Source organism: Lysinibacillus sp. ZYM-1, from assembly GCF_001308875.1.
Taxonomy (GTDB): domain Bacteria; phylum Bacillota; class Bacilli; order Bacillales_A; family Planococcaceae; genus Lysinibacillus.
Genome location: NZ_KQ465136.1, coordinates 1 through 14,607 on the forward strand (window position 1 = coordinate 1; position 14,607 = coordinate 14,607).

Annotated in this window: 10 protein-coding genes, 18 tRNA genes, 1 rRNA gene and 1 riboswitch; of the genes, 27 read left to right on the top strand and 2 right to left on the bottom strand. The window is 38.0% G+C overall.

The window, feature by feature from the left end:
- The first annotated feature begins 117 nt into the window (after positions 1-117).
- The 21 genes from rrf to AO843_RS19395 all read left to right on the top strand — a co-directional run bounded on the left by rrf (position 118) and on the right by AO843_RS19395 (position 3,786).
- Positions 118-233, top strand: a 5S ribosomal RNA gene (gene rrf, locus AO843_RS19295).
- Between the two features lie 11 nt (positions 234-244).
- A tRNA-Val gene (locus AO843_RS19300) sits at positions 245-320 on the top strand.
- Positions 321-347: 27 nt separating this feature from the next.
- A tRNA-Met gene (locus tag AO843_RS19305) sits at positions 348-422 on the top strand.
- 4 nt (positions 423-426) lie between these two features.
- Positions 427-499: transfer RNA gene (locus AO843_RS19310), tRNA-Asp, on the top strand.
- Positions 500-510: 11 nt separating this feature from the next.
- Positions 511-586: transfer RNA gene (locus AO843_RS19315), tRNA-Thr, on the top strand.
- Positions 587-593: 7 nt separating this feature from the next.
- Positions 594-677 (top strand) — tRNA-Tyr (locus tag AO843_RS19320).
- Positions 678-681: 4 nt separating this feature from the next.
- Positions 682-755, top strand: a tRNA-Trp gene (locus tag AO843_RS19325).
- Positions 756-795: 40 nt separating this feature from the next.
- Positions 796-871 (top strand) — tRNA-His (locus AO843_RS19330).
- A gap of 9 nt (positions 872-880) precedes the next feature.
- Positions 881-955 (top strand) — tRNA-Gln (locus tag AO843_RS19335).
- A 13-nt stretch (positions 956-968) separates the two neighbouring features.
- A tRNA-Lys gene (locus tag AO843_RS19340) sits at positions 969-1,041 on the top strand.
- 18 nt (positions 1,042-1,059) lie between these two features.
- Positions 1,060-1,136: transfer RNA gene (locus AO843_RS19345), tRNA-Arg, on the top strand.
- A gap of 21 nt (positions 1,137-1,157) precedes the next feature.
- Positions 1,158-1,231: transfer RNA gene (locus AO843_RS19350), tRNA-Pro, on the top strand.
- A gap of 18 nt (positions 1,232-1,249) precedes the next feature.
- Positions 1,250-1,325 (top strand) — tRNA-Ala (locus AO843_RS19355).
- A gap of 13 nt (positions 1,326-1,338) precedes the next feature.
- Positions 1,339-1,431, top strand: a tRNA-Ser gene (locus AO843_RS19360).
- A gap of 4 nt (positions 1,432-1,435) precedes the next feature.
- Positions 1,436-1,511: transfer RNA gene (locus AO843_RS19365), tRNA-Phe, on the top strand.
- A 6-nt stretch (positions 1,512-1,517) separates the two neighbouring features.
- Positions 1,518-1,591, top strand: a tRNA-Gly gene (locus AO843_RS19370).
- Between the two features lie 4 nt (positions 1,592-1,595).
- Positions 1,596-1,669, top strand: a tRNA-Ile gene (locus AO843_RS19375).
- 7 nt (positions 1,670-1,676) lie between these two features.
- A tRNA-Asn gene (locus AO843_RS19380) sits at positions 1,677-1,753 on the top strand.
- 1 nt (position 1,754) lies between these two features.
- Positions 1,755-1,826, top strand: a tRNA-Glu gene (locus AO843_RS19385).
- A gap of 326 nt (positions 1,827-2,152) precedes the next feature.
- Positions 2,153-3,199: a nitric oxide synthase oxygenase gene (locus tag AO843_RS19390; RefSeq protein ID WP_054612717.1), complete on the top strand. Its 1,047-nt coding sequence runs from the start codon at positions 2,153-2,155 to the stop codon at positions 3,197-3,199.
- A 65-nt stretch (positions 3,200-3,264) separates the two neighbouring features.
- Complete coding sequence (locus AO843_RS19395; RefSeq protein ID WP_054612718.1) at positions 3,265-3,786, top strand: hypothetical protein; 522 nt, start codon at positions 3,265-3,267, stop codon at positions 3,784-3,786.
- A 59-nt stretch (positions 3,787-3,845) separates the two neighbouring features.
- Here the strand turns inward: AO843_RS19395 and AO843_RS19400 are convergent, their stop codons facing one another.
- A complete protein-coding gene (locus AO843_RS19400) occupies positions 3,846-5,057 on the bottom strand; it encodes a CynX/NimT family MFS transporter (protein ID WP_054612750.1) in 1,212 nt (403 codons plus the stop codon).
- A gap of 177 nt (positions 5,058-5,234) precedes the next feature.
- Positions 5,235-5,411, top strand: a riboswitch (Lysine riboswitch).
- 82 nt (positions 5,412-5,493) lie between these two features.
- Between AO843_RS19400 and AO843_RS19405 the strand changes: the two genes are divergently transcribed.
- The 5 genes from AO843_RS19405 (at position 5,494) to AO843_RS19425 (ending at position 10,494) form a co-directional block, all read left to right on the top strand.
- The gene (locus tag AO843_RS19405; protein ID WP_054612719.1) at positions 5,494-6,957 is read left to right on the top strand and encodes an amino acid permease; all 1,464 of its coding nucleotides are present in this window, start codon (positions 5,494-5,496) and stop codon (positions 6,955-6,957) included.
- 161 nt (positions 6,958-7,118) lie between these two features.
- Positions 7,119-7,811, top strand: coding sequence for a response regulator transcription factor (locus AO843_RS19410; protein WP_054612751.1), 693 nt, complete (start codon positions 7,119-7,121; stop codon positions 7,809-7,811).
- A 5-nt stretch (positions 7,812-7,816) separates the two neighbouring features.
- Positions 7,817-8,752, top strand: coding sequence for a sensor histidine kinase (locus tag AO843_RS19415; protein WP_054612720.1), 936 nt, complete (start codon positions 7,817-7,819; stop codon positions 8,750-8,752).
- A 136-nt stretch (positions 8,753-8,888) separates the two neighbouring features.
- Positions 8,889-9,812 carry an ABC transporter ATP-binding protein gene (locus AO843_RS19420; protein ID WP_054612721.1) on the top strand — a complete coding sequence of 308 codons (924 nt, stop codon included), beginning with the start codon at positions 8,889-8,891 and terminating at the stop codon, positions 9,810-9,812.
- Positions 9,805-10,494 (top strand): ABC transporter permease, encoded by a 690-nt coding sequence (locus tag AO843_RS19425; RefSeq protein ID WP_054612722.1) that lies wholly within the window; start codon positions 9,805-9,807, stop codon positions 10,492-10,494. Before AO843_RS19420 ends, AO843_RS19425 begins: the two co-directional genes overlap by 8 nt.
- 78 nt (positions 10,495-10,572) lie before the next feature.
- Here AO843_RS19425 and AO843_RS19430 read toward each other — a convergent pair whose 3' ends face one another.
- Positions 10,573-11,838 carry an Nramp family divalent metal transporter gene (locus AO843_RS19430; RefSeq protein WP_054612723.1) on the bottom strand — a complete coding sequence of 422 codons (1,266 nt, stop codon included), beginning with the start codon at positions 11,836-11,838 and terminating at the stop codon, positions 10,573-10,575.
- A 218-nt stretch (positions 11,839-12,056) separates the two neighbouring features.
- On the opposite strand from AO843_RS19430, the gene AO843_RS19435 reads away from it, so the two are divergent.
- A complete protein-coding gene (locus tag AO843_RS19435; protein WP_054612724.1) occupies positions 12,057-14,606 on the top strand; it encodes a winged helix-turn-helix domain-containing protein in 2,550 nt (849 codons plus the stop codon).
- Position 14,607: the final 1 nt, after the last annotated feature.

Consider the following 14,607-nt stretch of genomic DNA (forward strand, 5'->3'; position numbering starts at 1 on the left):
GTGGTGACACATGGAGCTGACGAATACTAATCGATCGAGGACTTAACCAAAAAAGTTTGAAACAATCAATGAACCGTTTATCCAGTTTTGAAAGAATAAGACTTTCAATTGAATAAGTGAAGTGATGATGGCAAAGAGGTCACACCCGTTCCCATACCGAACACGGAAGTTAAGCTCTTTAGCGCCGATGGTAGTTGGGGGCTTCCCCCTGTGAGAGTAGGACGTCGCTTCGCTTATTTTCTATGGAGGATTAGCTCAGTTGGGAGAGCACCTGCCTTACAAGCAGGGGGTCGGCGGTTCGAGCCCGTCATCCTCCACCATTATACTTTTTAATAACATATCATTATCGCGGGGTGGAGCAGTGGTAGCTCGTCGGGCTCATAACCCGAAGGTCGTTGGTTCAAATCCGGCCCCCGCAACCAAAATGGTCCCGTGGTGTAGCGGTTAACATGCCTGCCTGTCACGCAGGAGATCGCCGGTTCGATCCCGGTCGGGACCGTCTTTTTTATTGCCGGTGTAGCTCAGTTGGTAGAGCAACTGACTTGTAATCAGTAGGTCGTGGGTTCGACTCCTATCGCCGGCACCATTCCCTTGGAGGGGTAGCGAAGTGGCTAAACGCGGCGGACTGTAAATCCGCTCCTTAGGGTTCGGCGGTTCGAATCCGTCCCCCTCCACCATTTTAGGGGCATAGTTCAACGGTAGAATAGAGGTCTCCAAAACCTTTGGTGTGGGTTCGATTCCTACTGCCCCTGCCAGGTATTGAGGTACTCGTTATATAGTTGTTATTATATAGTGGCGGTTGTGGCGAAGTGGTTAACGCACCTGATTGTGGTTCAGGCATTCGTGGGTTCGATTCCCATCAGTCGCCCCATTTTAAGATTGGGGTATAGCCAAGCGGTAAGGCAACGGATTTTGATTCCGTCATGCCTAGGTTCGAATCCTAGTACCCCAGCCATTTTTTCTTTTACGAGCCATTAGCTCAGTTGGTAGAGCATCTGACTTTTAATCAGAGGGTCGAAGGTTCGAGTCCTTCATGGCTCATCATTTTTAATTAATTATGCGCCCGTAGCTCAATTGGATAGAGCGTCTGACTACGGATCAGAAGGTTATGGGTTCGACTCCTGTCGGGCGCGCCAATATATTTATGTTTTCGTTTTCGGAATGTAGCTCAGCTTGGTAGAGCACTTGGTTTGGGACCAAGGGGTCGTAGGTTCGAATCCTGTCATTCCGATCATCTTTCATGATAAATGGGGCCTTAGCTCAGCTGGGAGAGCGCCTGCCTTGCACGCAGGAGGTCAGCGGTTCGATCCCGCTAGGCTCCACCATTTCAATATTTTTGGAGGTATACCCAAGTCTGGCTGAAGGGATCGGTCTTGAAAACCGACAGGCGGGTAACACCGCGCGGGGGTTCGAATCCCTCTACCTCCTCCATTTCGGGTCAGTAGCTCAGTTGGTAGAGCATTAGATTGAAGCTCTAAGTGTCGGCGGTTCGATTCCGTCCTGACCCACCATTATTTGCGGGTGTAGTTTAATGGTAAAACCTCAGCCTTCCAAGCTGATGTCGTGAGTTCGATTCTCATCACCCGCTCCAATATGGGCCTATAGCTCAGCTGGTTAGAGCGCACGCCTGATAAGCGTGAGGTCGATGGTTCGAGTCCATTTAGGCCCATCATTATTCCGAAGTAGCTCAGTTGGTAGTAGCACCTGACTGTTAATCAGGTTGTCGCAGGTTCGAGTCCTGCCTTCGGAGCCACGGCCCGTTGGTCAAGTGGTTAAGACACCGCCCTTTCACGGCGGTAACACGGGTTCGAATCCCGTACGGGTCATCAAGCATGTAGCACTGTTCTGTGCTACATGCTTTTTTCTATATATGCAATAACCTATACTAAAAAACACAATAAGGTTGTACAAATCCTTTAACAAGGTTTTGTAGCTTTTATGTTAGGGATAATAGAAAAAGTCCTTTCCTCTCTAGACAAAAAACGTATAACTTCCCTCACTTTCTAAGAGATCCACCGTATTTCTATTTATTGATTAAAGATAAATTTGAACAAACTATTTCATATATGCAATATGTATGTTTTTTCAATAGCTATTTTCATGGTGCTTGTTGCTTTCTTCCTCTAATATGAGGGGAGGTGGAGGAATCGATATGAATATACAGGAGATACAGCAGTTTTTAAGTCAATATCAAGTAGAACAAAATGAATCCGAACTGTGGTTAGAGAATAGATTACAACAGATTAAAAGTGCAGGGAAGTATAACCCTACTACAGAAGAGCTAGTTTTTGGCGCACGGGTAGCATGGCGTAATAGCAATAAATGTATTGGACGATTGTTTTGGCAATCATTGCATGTAGTAGATGCACGTGATGTTTTAGATGAAGAGGGCATTTTTCAAAAGTTACTAGAGCATATAGAGTATGCAACAAATAACGGGAAAATTCGTCCGACCATAACAGTGTTTGCATCAGATAGAGTACGAATTTGGAATCATCAACTAATCCGTTATGCAGGTTATGAAACAGAAGAAGGCATTATTGGAGATGCACATTCCATCACTTTTACAAAAGTATGTGAATCGATGGGCTGGCAAGGTGAGCGGACACCTTTTGATGTATTACCACTTGTCATACAGGTAGATGGACGTGCACCGCAGCTATTTACAATTCCTGCTGAATATATTTTAGAGGTGCCAATACGTCATCCAGAGTCGAAAGCTGTAGAGAATTTAGGGTTGAAATGGTATGCTGTTCCTATTATTTCGAGTATGCGTTTTCAAATGGCTGGTGTTGATTTTCAAGCAGCTCCATTTAATGGTTGGTATATGGGGACAGAAATTGGTGCACGCAATTTAGCAGATCATGAGCGTTATAATATGCTGCCAGCTATTGCGGAGATATTTAATCTTGATACAACGAAACAAGCTTCTCTTTGGCGTGACCGTGCATTAGTAGAGCTCAATATTGCTGTCCTTCATTCTTTTAAAGAAGATGGGGTAAGCATAGTAGATCATCATACTGCTGCCCAGCAGTTTAAATTATTTGAAGAAGCTGAGGAATCAGTAGGGCGAGATGTTACAGGTAATTGGACATGGTTAATCCCACCACTTTCACCTGCAACTACTCATATATTCCATAAGCCTTATATAAATGTTTATCATACCCCAAATTATTTTTATCAAAAACCATGTTTTTAACTATAAAGGAACTGTTCGTACTCCAACAGCTCCTAGGAAACTTTTCTTGAGAGGAGCAATCCAAGATGTTGAACCAGCACATTCCAAGTATCCCTTGGCAAAAACTGACGACACCTTATGGCAGAGGAACAGCCATTCCTCATCTGATTGAACAGGATCAATATCAAAAGCTGGCTGAATTAATTGAACATCAAGGAACACTATGGCAAGTGACACCATGGGTTCTGCTTATTCTTTTAAAAAAGCTTGCAAGCAAAAATGTGGAGGATGTCTCCTTCCAAGAAATAGAGCTTTATTTAGCTGTGGCTCATGCAATAACAGAGGACTATCAAGATTCAACAAATAGCGTTCCAACAATGCAAGAGCTATTAGATAGCAAATATTTATGGGCCGAAAACGAAGAGGATGATGAGCTTGAGTGGGAGGAAGATACACCAAAAGGCTATGAACAGCAAGCTTTTTTAGGCTATTATTATTTTAGCTTTTTACTCTTACAAGAGGCTATCCCTATTTTCACTGCTATTATGGCTCATACTAAGAGCACAACAGAGGATCTTGTGGAACTTTTAGCCTTACTAAAACGCTAGTAAAAAGAAATTTATGTAGACAAAAAGCAGATGGGATCAGTTTTCCCATCTGCTTTAATTTAATAGATATATTCATCTTTAGAGGCTCTCATTGAACATAAGAAGAGTGTCATAGCTACAACAACAAAGAGCCAACCTGCAGTATTCCAGCTACCAAATAAATCATGGAGGTAACCAAAAAGAATTGGTCCAATGGCAGCGAATAAATAACCTAACGATTGTGCAAATCCTGATAGATCGGCTGCTTCAAATGCAGTACGTGTACGGAGTGTAAAGAACATCATTGCTAATGAAAATGAAGCGCCCCCTGCTAAACCTAAAAGGATCATCCACAGTATCCCAAGAGTTGTCCACTCCATCACAACACCTACAAATCCTACTAAATAGAACGATGTAAACATGATGACAAGTGGTCTTTGTGAAGTCATTTTACTGGCAATAATAGGCACAGCCAATGCCATAGGGACTTGCGAGAATTGCATAATAGAAAACATCCAACCGGCTTTATCAGGAGCCAATCCTTGCGCAATATAAATTTCAGGAATCCAAGCTGCTGTCGTGTAAAATAATAAAGACTGTAAACCCATTGCACCTGTTACAGCCCATGTAACTGGTGATTTCCAGATGGGTTGTTTACCTGTCTTGTGGGCTGTAGTAACTGGTTCTGGTTTATTCATTTTCAATTGAGGTATCCATATTAAAATCGTTAATAAGACTAGTATAAGCGCTACAGCCAACGCTCCTTGCCAACCTAGTGAAGAATTGGCTATAGGATAACTAATCCCTGCGCCAAGCCCAGCAGTTAAATTCATGGACATTGTGAAAAATGCCATTAGTAAACCTACATGATATGGAAATTTTAATTTTAATAGTCCTGGAATCAACACGTTTCCAAATGATATGGCTACGCCAATTAGTACAGTACCAAATACAAGCAATCCTGTTGTACCGAGGGAGCGTAGAACAATTCCAAAGGCTAATAAAATAGTAGATAAAAATAATGTTAGCTCAAGCCCAAGTTTTCGTGCTACAACTGGTGCAAATGGTGATATAATCGCAAAAGCAAGCAATGGAATAGTTGTCAGAAATCCTGCCAGAACATAGGAAATACCAAGGTCATCACGGATAAAGGATACAATCGGACCAACAACAGTTAGTGGCATTCGTAAAGTAGATGCTATAAATATGACTCCAAAGACTAATAATAACGTTGTTCCCTTCCAGCTAATTTTCCTACTCGGGTAGCTAGCCGAATGATCATTTGTAGTCAACATAAATCCCCCCTGTTTATAACCATTCTAATTGAACTACTATAACACTTTATCACATCATTAAAAATAGTAGAAAATTCGCAAAATACAGAACGTTAGTCGTTATATTGAAAAGTCTTAGGTCTTATGTTAGTATAATATACATCATAAATTTAATAATTATATGCCTCATGTTTGTATTGAGGTAGAGGTCGCGGTATTTATTAGTATGCTAATTGAAATGACAAGCATTGAAGAGATTAGCTGAAAGGAAATATTGCCGAAGTGTGAGGGGACTTGAAAACCTCATGCTGGGGCTGTCTCCGAAAGGAACAGAACTGTCACGTTTGTACAACGTGTTGAGCTATCATTTAGGAAAAACTGAGGATTAACTTAGCCATCACATTGTTCATGTGATGGCATTTTTTTGCCTCATCAATAGGAAGGAAGCTATATCGTGAGTGAAATAAAAGTAAATCAGCTCGGCCATAAAGCACCGAAGCTGAAAAAAGAATTAAAAAGCCGTCATATAACAATGATTTCATTAGGCGGTACTATTGGTACGGGGCTATTTTTAGCCAGTGGTGGTGCCATTGCACAAGCAGGTCCTGGTGGTGCACTGCTTGCCTATGCCTTAATCGGCGTTATGGTGTACTTTTTAATGACAAGTTTAGGAGAAATGGCTGCCTATATGCCATCCTCAGGTTCTTTTAGTACGTATGCGACAAAATTTGTAGATCCAGCTTTAGGCTTCGCATTGGGGTGGAACTATTGGTATAACTGGGCAATCACAATTGCAGCTGAAATTGCAGCTGTGTCATTAATTATGAAATATTGGTTCCCAGATAGCTCATCTGCAATTTGGACAGTATTATTTATTGCAATTGTACTGACGTTTAATTTATTGTCTGTAAAGAGCTACGGCGAAAGTGAATACTGGTTTGCGATGATTAAAGTGGCGACGGTCATTGTTTTTATTATTATTAGCATATTAATGATTTTTGGTATTTTAGGTGGACAGGCACCTGTAGGTTTTACAAATTTCTTTATTAGTGATGGACCATTCCATGGAGGCTTCCTTGCTACATTTGGTATTTTTCTTGCAGCAGGATTCTCGTTCCAAGGTACAGAACTGCTTGGGATTACAGCAGGTGAAACAGATGATCCTGGTAAAAATATACCGAAAGCAGTAAAATCTGTGTTCTGGCGTATAATTTTATTTTATATTTTAGCCATAGGTGCTATAGGGATGTTGATCCCATTCACAGATGAGCGCCTATTATCTGAAGATATTGCTGTATCGCCATTTACACTAGTGTTTGACCGCTTAGGCATTGCTTTTGCTGCTTCTCTAATGAATGCCATTATTTTAACAGCTATGCTTTCTGCAGGAAATTCTGGACTGTATGCATCTTCACGTATGTTATGGCAATTAGCGGTAGATGGGCATGCCCCTAAGTTCTTTGCTAAGTTAAGTCGTCGAGGTATTCCGATTTATGCATTGATAGCAACATTAGCTGTAGGTTGCTTAGCATTTTTAGCGTCATTCTTTGGTGATGGAGTTGTTTATATTTGGCTTTTAAATGCCTCTGGGATGTCAGGGTTCATTGCGTGGCTAGGTATAGCATTTAGTCATTATCGTTTCCGTCGTGCTTTTGAGGCACAGGGCTTAGATCCAAAGTTATTGCCCTATAAGGCAAAATTATATCCATTCGGTCCATTATTTGCTTTTACTATTTGTATGATTGTAGTAATTGGGCAAAATTACACTGCCTTTACAGGGGATAAAATTGATTGGTCTGGTATCCTCGTTTCTTATATTGGTATTCCACTATTCCTATTATTATGGTTGGGGTACAAAATCAAATTTAAAACAAAAATGCTTCCGCTTCAAGAGTGTGATTTAAGGGTGGAAGATTAAGAAGAAGAGCTGTTCTGTAAACCGTTGTATGATGGTTGATAGGACAGCTTTTTTTATATAGACGTTAAAAATATGTCTAAATAAATATCATATATATGGTAATATACTATAGATATGGAAGGTCGTATTTTTGACTTTTTAGTGGAGAGAGGTGCATGAAAATGCAAAAGCATATTTTACTAGTGGAAGATGATGAGGCTATTCGTGAAATGGTAGAAAACTTTTTACTATTGGAAGGCTTCGATGTCACAACCGCAAATAATGGGGAAGAAGCATTACAATATTGTTTACATCATTCTTTTGATTTAGTCATTTTAGATATTATGATTCCTAAACTTAATGGATTAGAAGTATTAAAAATAATTCGGGAACAGGCAGCACTTCCTATTATTATTATGTCAGCAAAGGATAGTGATGTAGATAAAGCATTAGGACTGGGTTTAGGGGCAGATGATTATATTGCTAAACCATTCTCTATGCTGGAGTTCTCTGCGCGCGTAAAAGCGGTTATTAGAAGAGCTACGAAATACTCTAGCCATATGGATAACAAAACAGATGTAGTAGTAATAGGAAATTTAAAGATAGATATTGTTAATTTTTCTATCAATAAAAATGGACAAGAAGTGAAACTTACATCAAAGGAATTCGCCATCTTAAAGTTGTTCGTGACAAATCGTCAGCGAGTTTTTACAAAAGAGCAAATTTATCAGCTAATATGGAAAGATGCTTACTATGGCGATGAAAATATTATAAATGTACATATTAGAAGACTACGCGAAAAAATTGAAGATGATCCATCCAACCCTCAGTATATTAAAACGCTGTGGGGAATTGGCTATAAGTTTGAAGGATAAAAGATATGATGATCATTCTATTACTCATTATTGTGGCGCTTATAGGAATTGTTATTTTTCAATGGAAAGGGAAAAAAGAACAAGATCAGACGATCCAATATATGCATGAAAAACTACAGTTGATTGTTAATGAACAAAGTAATGAAAAGATTTTAGTAACGACGACCAATTCGCAAATTCAACAATTACTTATTATAATGAATGCTTTGTTGGACCATCAGCAAAAGGTTCAGGCAACGCATCGAAAAATGGAAGATTCCATGAAAAAAATGTTGGCGAACATTTCGCATGATTTAAAAACGCCTTTAACTGTTGTATTAGGCTATATCGAAATACTTCAGCTTCAAAGCTCGACTAGTGAGGAGGAACGCCAACGACTACTTACGGGTGTTCATACTAAAACATTAGAAGTATTAAACATCATTCATACATTTTTTGATTTAGCCAAATTAGAAGCAGGAGATACGGATTATCCAATCACTAAAATCAATGTCTGTGAAATTTGCCGTAAAAATATTTTATCATTTTACGATATGGTCACTTCGATGGGATTAGATATCAGTATTACGATTCCAGAAACGCCAATGTATGCCCTTGGCAATGAAGAAGCATTAGATAGAGTTCTAAACAATCTATTATCGAATGCTATAGCTTATGGCGCGGATGGTAATGTGATCGGCTTAACCGTAAGAAAAGATGAAACTAATATTTATATTGATGTGTGGGATTGTGGTAAAGGGATCGAAGAATACCATATTGATAATGTTTTTGAGAGAATGTACACGCTAGAGGACTCTCGAAATAAATCCTTTCAAGGGAGTGGCCTAGGTCTAACCATTACAAAGCGTCTTGTGGAGATAATGGATGGTTCCATCCAGTTATCAAGTATTCCCTATAAAAAGACCATTTTTACAATTGCTTTAAAACAAATGATGTATTGAATACACCCTGCTTGTAGAGCTTTCAATGCTTTACAGGCTTTTATTATGCATTTAAGAAATTTGTAAGAATCAAGTAATAAATTAGAGAGTTTCCTTTTTTATAATGACAATAGGCACATTTGAGGGAGAGATTTACATGACATACATTGTAAAAACAAATCAGCTTACGAAAGTGTACGAAGGAAAAGAAGTGGTTTCTGCTGTCAATATGAACGTGAAGAAGGGAGAGATATATGGTTTTTTAGGTCCCAATGGTGCAGGTAAGACGACAGTTATGAAGATGTTAACGAATCTGACGAAGCCAACAAGTGGGGATGTTGAAATATTTGGTGAGAAGTTGACGGATCAATCCTACGAAATATTAAAAAGAATGGGGACGATTATTGAATATCCTATTTTTTATGAAAAATTGACGGCGAAGGAAACCTTAGAACTGCATTGTGAATATATGGGGTATTACGATAAGCAGGAAATTGCTCATGTTCTTAATCTGGTGAAATTATCAAATACAGAGGAGAAACGTGTAAAAGACTTTTCACTGGGGATGAAACAAAGACTAGGTATTGCACGTGCCATTATTACAAAGCCAGAGCTCCTTATTTTAGATGAACCAATTAATGGGTTAGACCCAATAGGGATTAAAGAGTTGAGAGAGCTTTTCAAAATGCTCTGTAAGGAATATGGCATCACGATAATAATCTCCAGTCATATATTAGGGGAAATTGAACAATTGGCCGATACAATTGGCGTTATCAAAGATGGTAGACTCATCAAGGAAGTAACAATGGATACAATAAATCGTAATCAAGCAGACTATATTGAAGTGATTGTAAATGATGGCAAGAAGGCAGCCTTCATTTTAGAAAGTGAATTGAAGATTGCTAATTTCAAGCTGATGGACGATAACTCTATACGAATTTATGATTCGACAGTATCCCAAAAGAGCCTGACGAAAACATTAATTGAACATGACATTGAAATCGAGGAGATTAGCAAAAAAACAAGTTCATTAGAGGATTACTTCCTAAAGTTAATAAATGGAGGGATTGTGCATGCTTAATTTAATGCGTTTAGAAATGAAAAAATTTCATTTAGGCTCATATATTAAAAGTGCTATTATTGCTAACTTTGTTATTCTAGGATTTTTGTTTATGATTTTATTTATCTCTAAAGTAGAAGGAGATCCTGGACTTGAAAATTACGAGGTGGCTTTAAGTGTCATTGATTCATTTGTAAGAGCTGTTTTTATTATTTTCGCTTCTACATTAATAGCTAAGTTAATTATCGGTGAATATAAATTTAAGACCATCACACTAGCCTTTATGTATCCTATAAGTAGAAAGAAATTAATCGCCGCAAAGCTTGCGATTGTCATGCTCTTTACTTTTTGTGCGATCATCATTTCCAATGCTATTATCACAACGATTTTCTGTATTATTAGCGATAGATTTGAATTAATTCCTGACGTACTATCAAATTCATTAATTATACAACACATCCCTTCCGTATTGATGAATGCGATTGCCGCATCAGGTATAGCTTTAATCCCGTTGTATTTCGGGATGAGAAAATACTCGATACCGACGACCATTATTTCATCTATTTTCATTGTATCTGTGACTTCGTCCAATTCAGGTAACTTTACTTTGAATGATATTATTATTATTCCAATTACGTTAGCCATCATAGGTCTTAGTATTGCCTACTTAGCAATTCGACATGTCGAGAAGGTCGATGTCTAATCAAATAAAAAACAGGTACCTACATTGAATTCCCCCGTAAAAGTTAGACATCAATCTAACTTTTACGGGGTTTTTTTATTATCCAAATATTGTTTCCCACAGTAAGTAAATATTCAATGCCACAACGATGATAACAACAAACCAACCTAAGATAGTGGTAATACGGTGGTTGACTAAACTGCCCATGATGTCTCGTTTGCTTGTAAACATAACGAGAGGGACAAGAGCAAATGCAATACCGAAAGATAAAACAACCTGACTGAGTACGAGTGCATAGGTTGCGTTCACACCGGATGCAATAATTACTAGCGGTGGGACCATAGTAATCGCTCTACGTAAATAAAGTGGTATTTTTTTTTGAATGAATCCTTGCATGACTACGTCGCCAGCTAAAGTCCCTACAGAGGAACTGGCTAGCCCTGCGATGAGTAAACCAAGACCAAAAGATATCGCAGCCATCGGGCCGAGAGCATCCTTTAAGCCGTTATAGGCAACATCTAAATCTTCTACTACTATCCCTTGCGTGTGAAATACTGCTGCCGCAATAATGAGCATGCTCATATTGATAGCTCCAGCAATGATCATAGCGATGATAATATCAACAAATTCAAAACGGAAAATTCGTCTTTTTTCTTCTTCATTACGACCGATAATACGACTTTGTGTTAAAGAAGAATGTAGGTAAATAGCATGAGGCATAACAGTTGCCCCTAAAATACCTGTGGCTAATAGTAATGAATCCACTCCTTCAAACTGAGGTGTGAACATGCCAAACGCTACGTCGCCCCATTCCGGCTGAGCTAAAAATGTTTGAAAGGCAAATGCTAATACGACGATTAAAACCATACCAGAAATGCCTGCTTCAAAGGCTCTAAATCCTCTTCTTTGAAGTTCTAGAATGGCAAATGAGCCAACTGCAGTAATCAATGCTGCGGGAAGCATAGGAATATTAAATAATAAATAAAGCCCTAATGCTGCCCCAATAAACTCAGCAAGGTCTGTAGCAATAATGACTAATTCAGCCTGAATCCAAAGAAATATAGATGTTTTTTTAGAGAAATGCTCGCGTGCCACCTCAGGTAAATTTTTTCCTGTCGCAATACCAAGTTTTGCAGATAAGGATTGAATAAGCACGGCCATTAAATTGGAAAAGGCTATTACCCAAAGGAGTAAGTAACCATATTGAGAACCAGCTGTAATATTTGTGGCAAAATTACCAGGATCAATATAAGCGACGGCTGCAATGAAAGCAGGTCCAAGAAAGGGCAAAAAGCGTCGCCAACCTTTTATATCTCCATCTAAAACCGCCTCGGCAGACGATTTTGTGACTTGTTTATAAACCATATTGTTTCCTCCTTTAAAAAAGTATCGTTTGCGAAATAAAGTTTCCTAGAGGAAAATAATATAATAGTATTCTAACGCTAGAATTAAAAAAAGGGAAGTGGTTTGCTTCAATTTTTTTGAAAATATTTATACCGCTGAATTGAATGAATGGAAAAATCAAACGGCAGGAAAATTTGAAAATATAGAGAACTAATGAATAAAGAAGGGGGGGCAAAAGAATGGACATGGTATGGGTAAAATCAAAAGTAACAATTCCACGTACAGTGCCAAACGCTGTTGTGAGGAAAAAATTACTGACTCTTCTTGCTAAGAATCAGATGAAGAAGTTAACCATTGTTCAAGCACCCACAGGGTATGGAAAGACAACACTTTTAAGTCAATGGTGCTGGCATATTAAAGAATCGGTAGCATGGTTTACAATTGATCAACACGACAATGAACCTTTACGGTTTATAAAATATTTGATACATACTTTATCGTTAAGCATAATTAATGGTTTCGAAAACAAATTTGAAAATTTACTTGATATTTCCTTTGAGACAGCAGTAGATTCACTGCTAGATACACTAGATGCATATAAAGAAACTATTCATATTGTTTTTGATAATTTTCAGGCAATCCAGCATCCTCAGATTCATCAGATATTTATCCGATTAATTGAGTATTTACCCGCTAATGTACGTCTATACATAACGACTCGAACAAATTTAGAACTACCTCTAGCAAATTGGCGTGTAAAAGGCTGGTTGCTAGAAGTGGGGACAGATCAATTATGTTTAGATTTAGAGGAGCTACAATATGTCTATTTCCAATCCATTTCGGAGGAAGAGAAAGTTGGCGCACTGAAGCCTTTGCTAAAGGTGACGGAGGGCTGGATAGCAGGCATACAACTTATTAAGCTAGCCACAGGTGATAGTATTGATAGTCGAAGCAGTAAAGAAATGTTAACAGAGGCTAGTCCGTACATTCATGAATTTTTCATCCAAGAAGTTTTTATTACATTACCTAAAGTAACTCAAGATTTTCTACTGCGTACTTCAATTTTAAATGACTTAGACCCTAGTATTTGTGCAACTATAACGAACGAGTTAGGGTTAGATAGTTTGAATACTTTCATTGAATTAGATAAAAACTGTCTCTTCATTCAACGTATACAGAGTCAGCCATCCGTTTATCGTTACCATACTTTATTTAGGTATGCACTTCAGGAAGAACTGGAAAGGCAGTATTCACATGAGATGATTCATTCTATTTATCGCGAAGCAGCCACAAACTTATGCCTAAGAGGAGATTATGTAGCTGCAATTGAACTTGCCTTAAATGGCACATTATATGAACTGGCACACGAATGGATTCAAAAGTATCTAGTTGAAATATTTGCCGAGGGACATACTTTACTTTTTGGGCAATGGGTACAGAAACTAAGAAATGCCCAATTTTCAGTTGATATTAATATGCTTGTCTTATACATCACCACTTTGTTTTCTACGCATGAAATAGAGAAAGCAAATGAAATCATTGAGGAACTACTTTTTAAACAAGATATATTGAAATGGATGGATGGCTTTCAGTTTATTGCTGTATCAAAAATCTTTGAAATTATAAATGCTTATGTTGCCTATTTGAAGGATGGAAATCTTGAAAAAGCAAAAGTAGGTTTACAAATACGTGTCAATGTAAGAAAGGAAAAGTCTTCTTTATATCGTATCTCTTTAAAGTACAATCAATTTGAACCTAGAATTTTGCGTACCTTTGCAGGCACAAACGGTAAGTTCTTACCAGTTGAAAAACTGGAAGCACTAATTCAGGTACTGTGTGAAAGTGAAATAAAGGATCGAAATATTACAGGGGTAACCTATGGGCTTTTAGCAGAGATATTGTATGAAATAAATGATATAGAAAGGTCGAGTGAAAATTTAGAGATAGCCTTACAATATGGTTTGCGTTTTCAAGATCCAGGATTATTTATACCAATGTATCTTTTAAAGGCTCGCATTTGTCTGACTAAAAAACAATTTGAAGATGCACATATGTTATTGACAGAAGCGATGAAGAAAACAGATAAATCCTATTGGATTGGCATGTTATATATTATGAAGGCACGAGCTTATTTGCTTGAAGGGAATATTTCTTATGCACAACGGGAGTTTTTAAGAGTTACTGATTTTATTAGCTATAAAATTGCATCAAGGAATCCGTTTTATTTATTAATTCAAGGTAGAATATTGTATGCTAAAAATCAAATTGAGGAAGCATTACAAATTGCCATCCGTTTGAAAGAGGGAGCAATTCAAGAAAAACAAATGGTTACGCTTATTGAAGCAGGTTTATTAGAAGCCGCTTGTCAATTTGAACTAGATCAAGAGGACATTGCTTTGTCTGTTTTACATGTTCTCCTCGAACAGGGTGTTTTACATGGTTATTATCATACATTTATAGAAGAGGATTCTATCTGGCCATTACTTAATAAATACTGGCGTATACGTCAGCATAGTAAGGGAGATATATTTAATTCAGTACCGTTAGCATATGTAAATAAACTATTACAGAATATCAGCTTAGAAGATGAGTTTTTCGCTAACTTTACAAAACGGGAAAAAGATGTTCTGCAATTACTCGCAGAAGGTGCCTCTAATAATGAGATTGCTCAACAATTACAGCTGACAGAGGGAACAATTCGTATATACTTGACAGAAATATACAGTAAGATAGGTGTGAAATCTCGTATGAAGGCCATTGTATGGGCAAAAGAATGGCTAGGCTATTAAA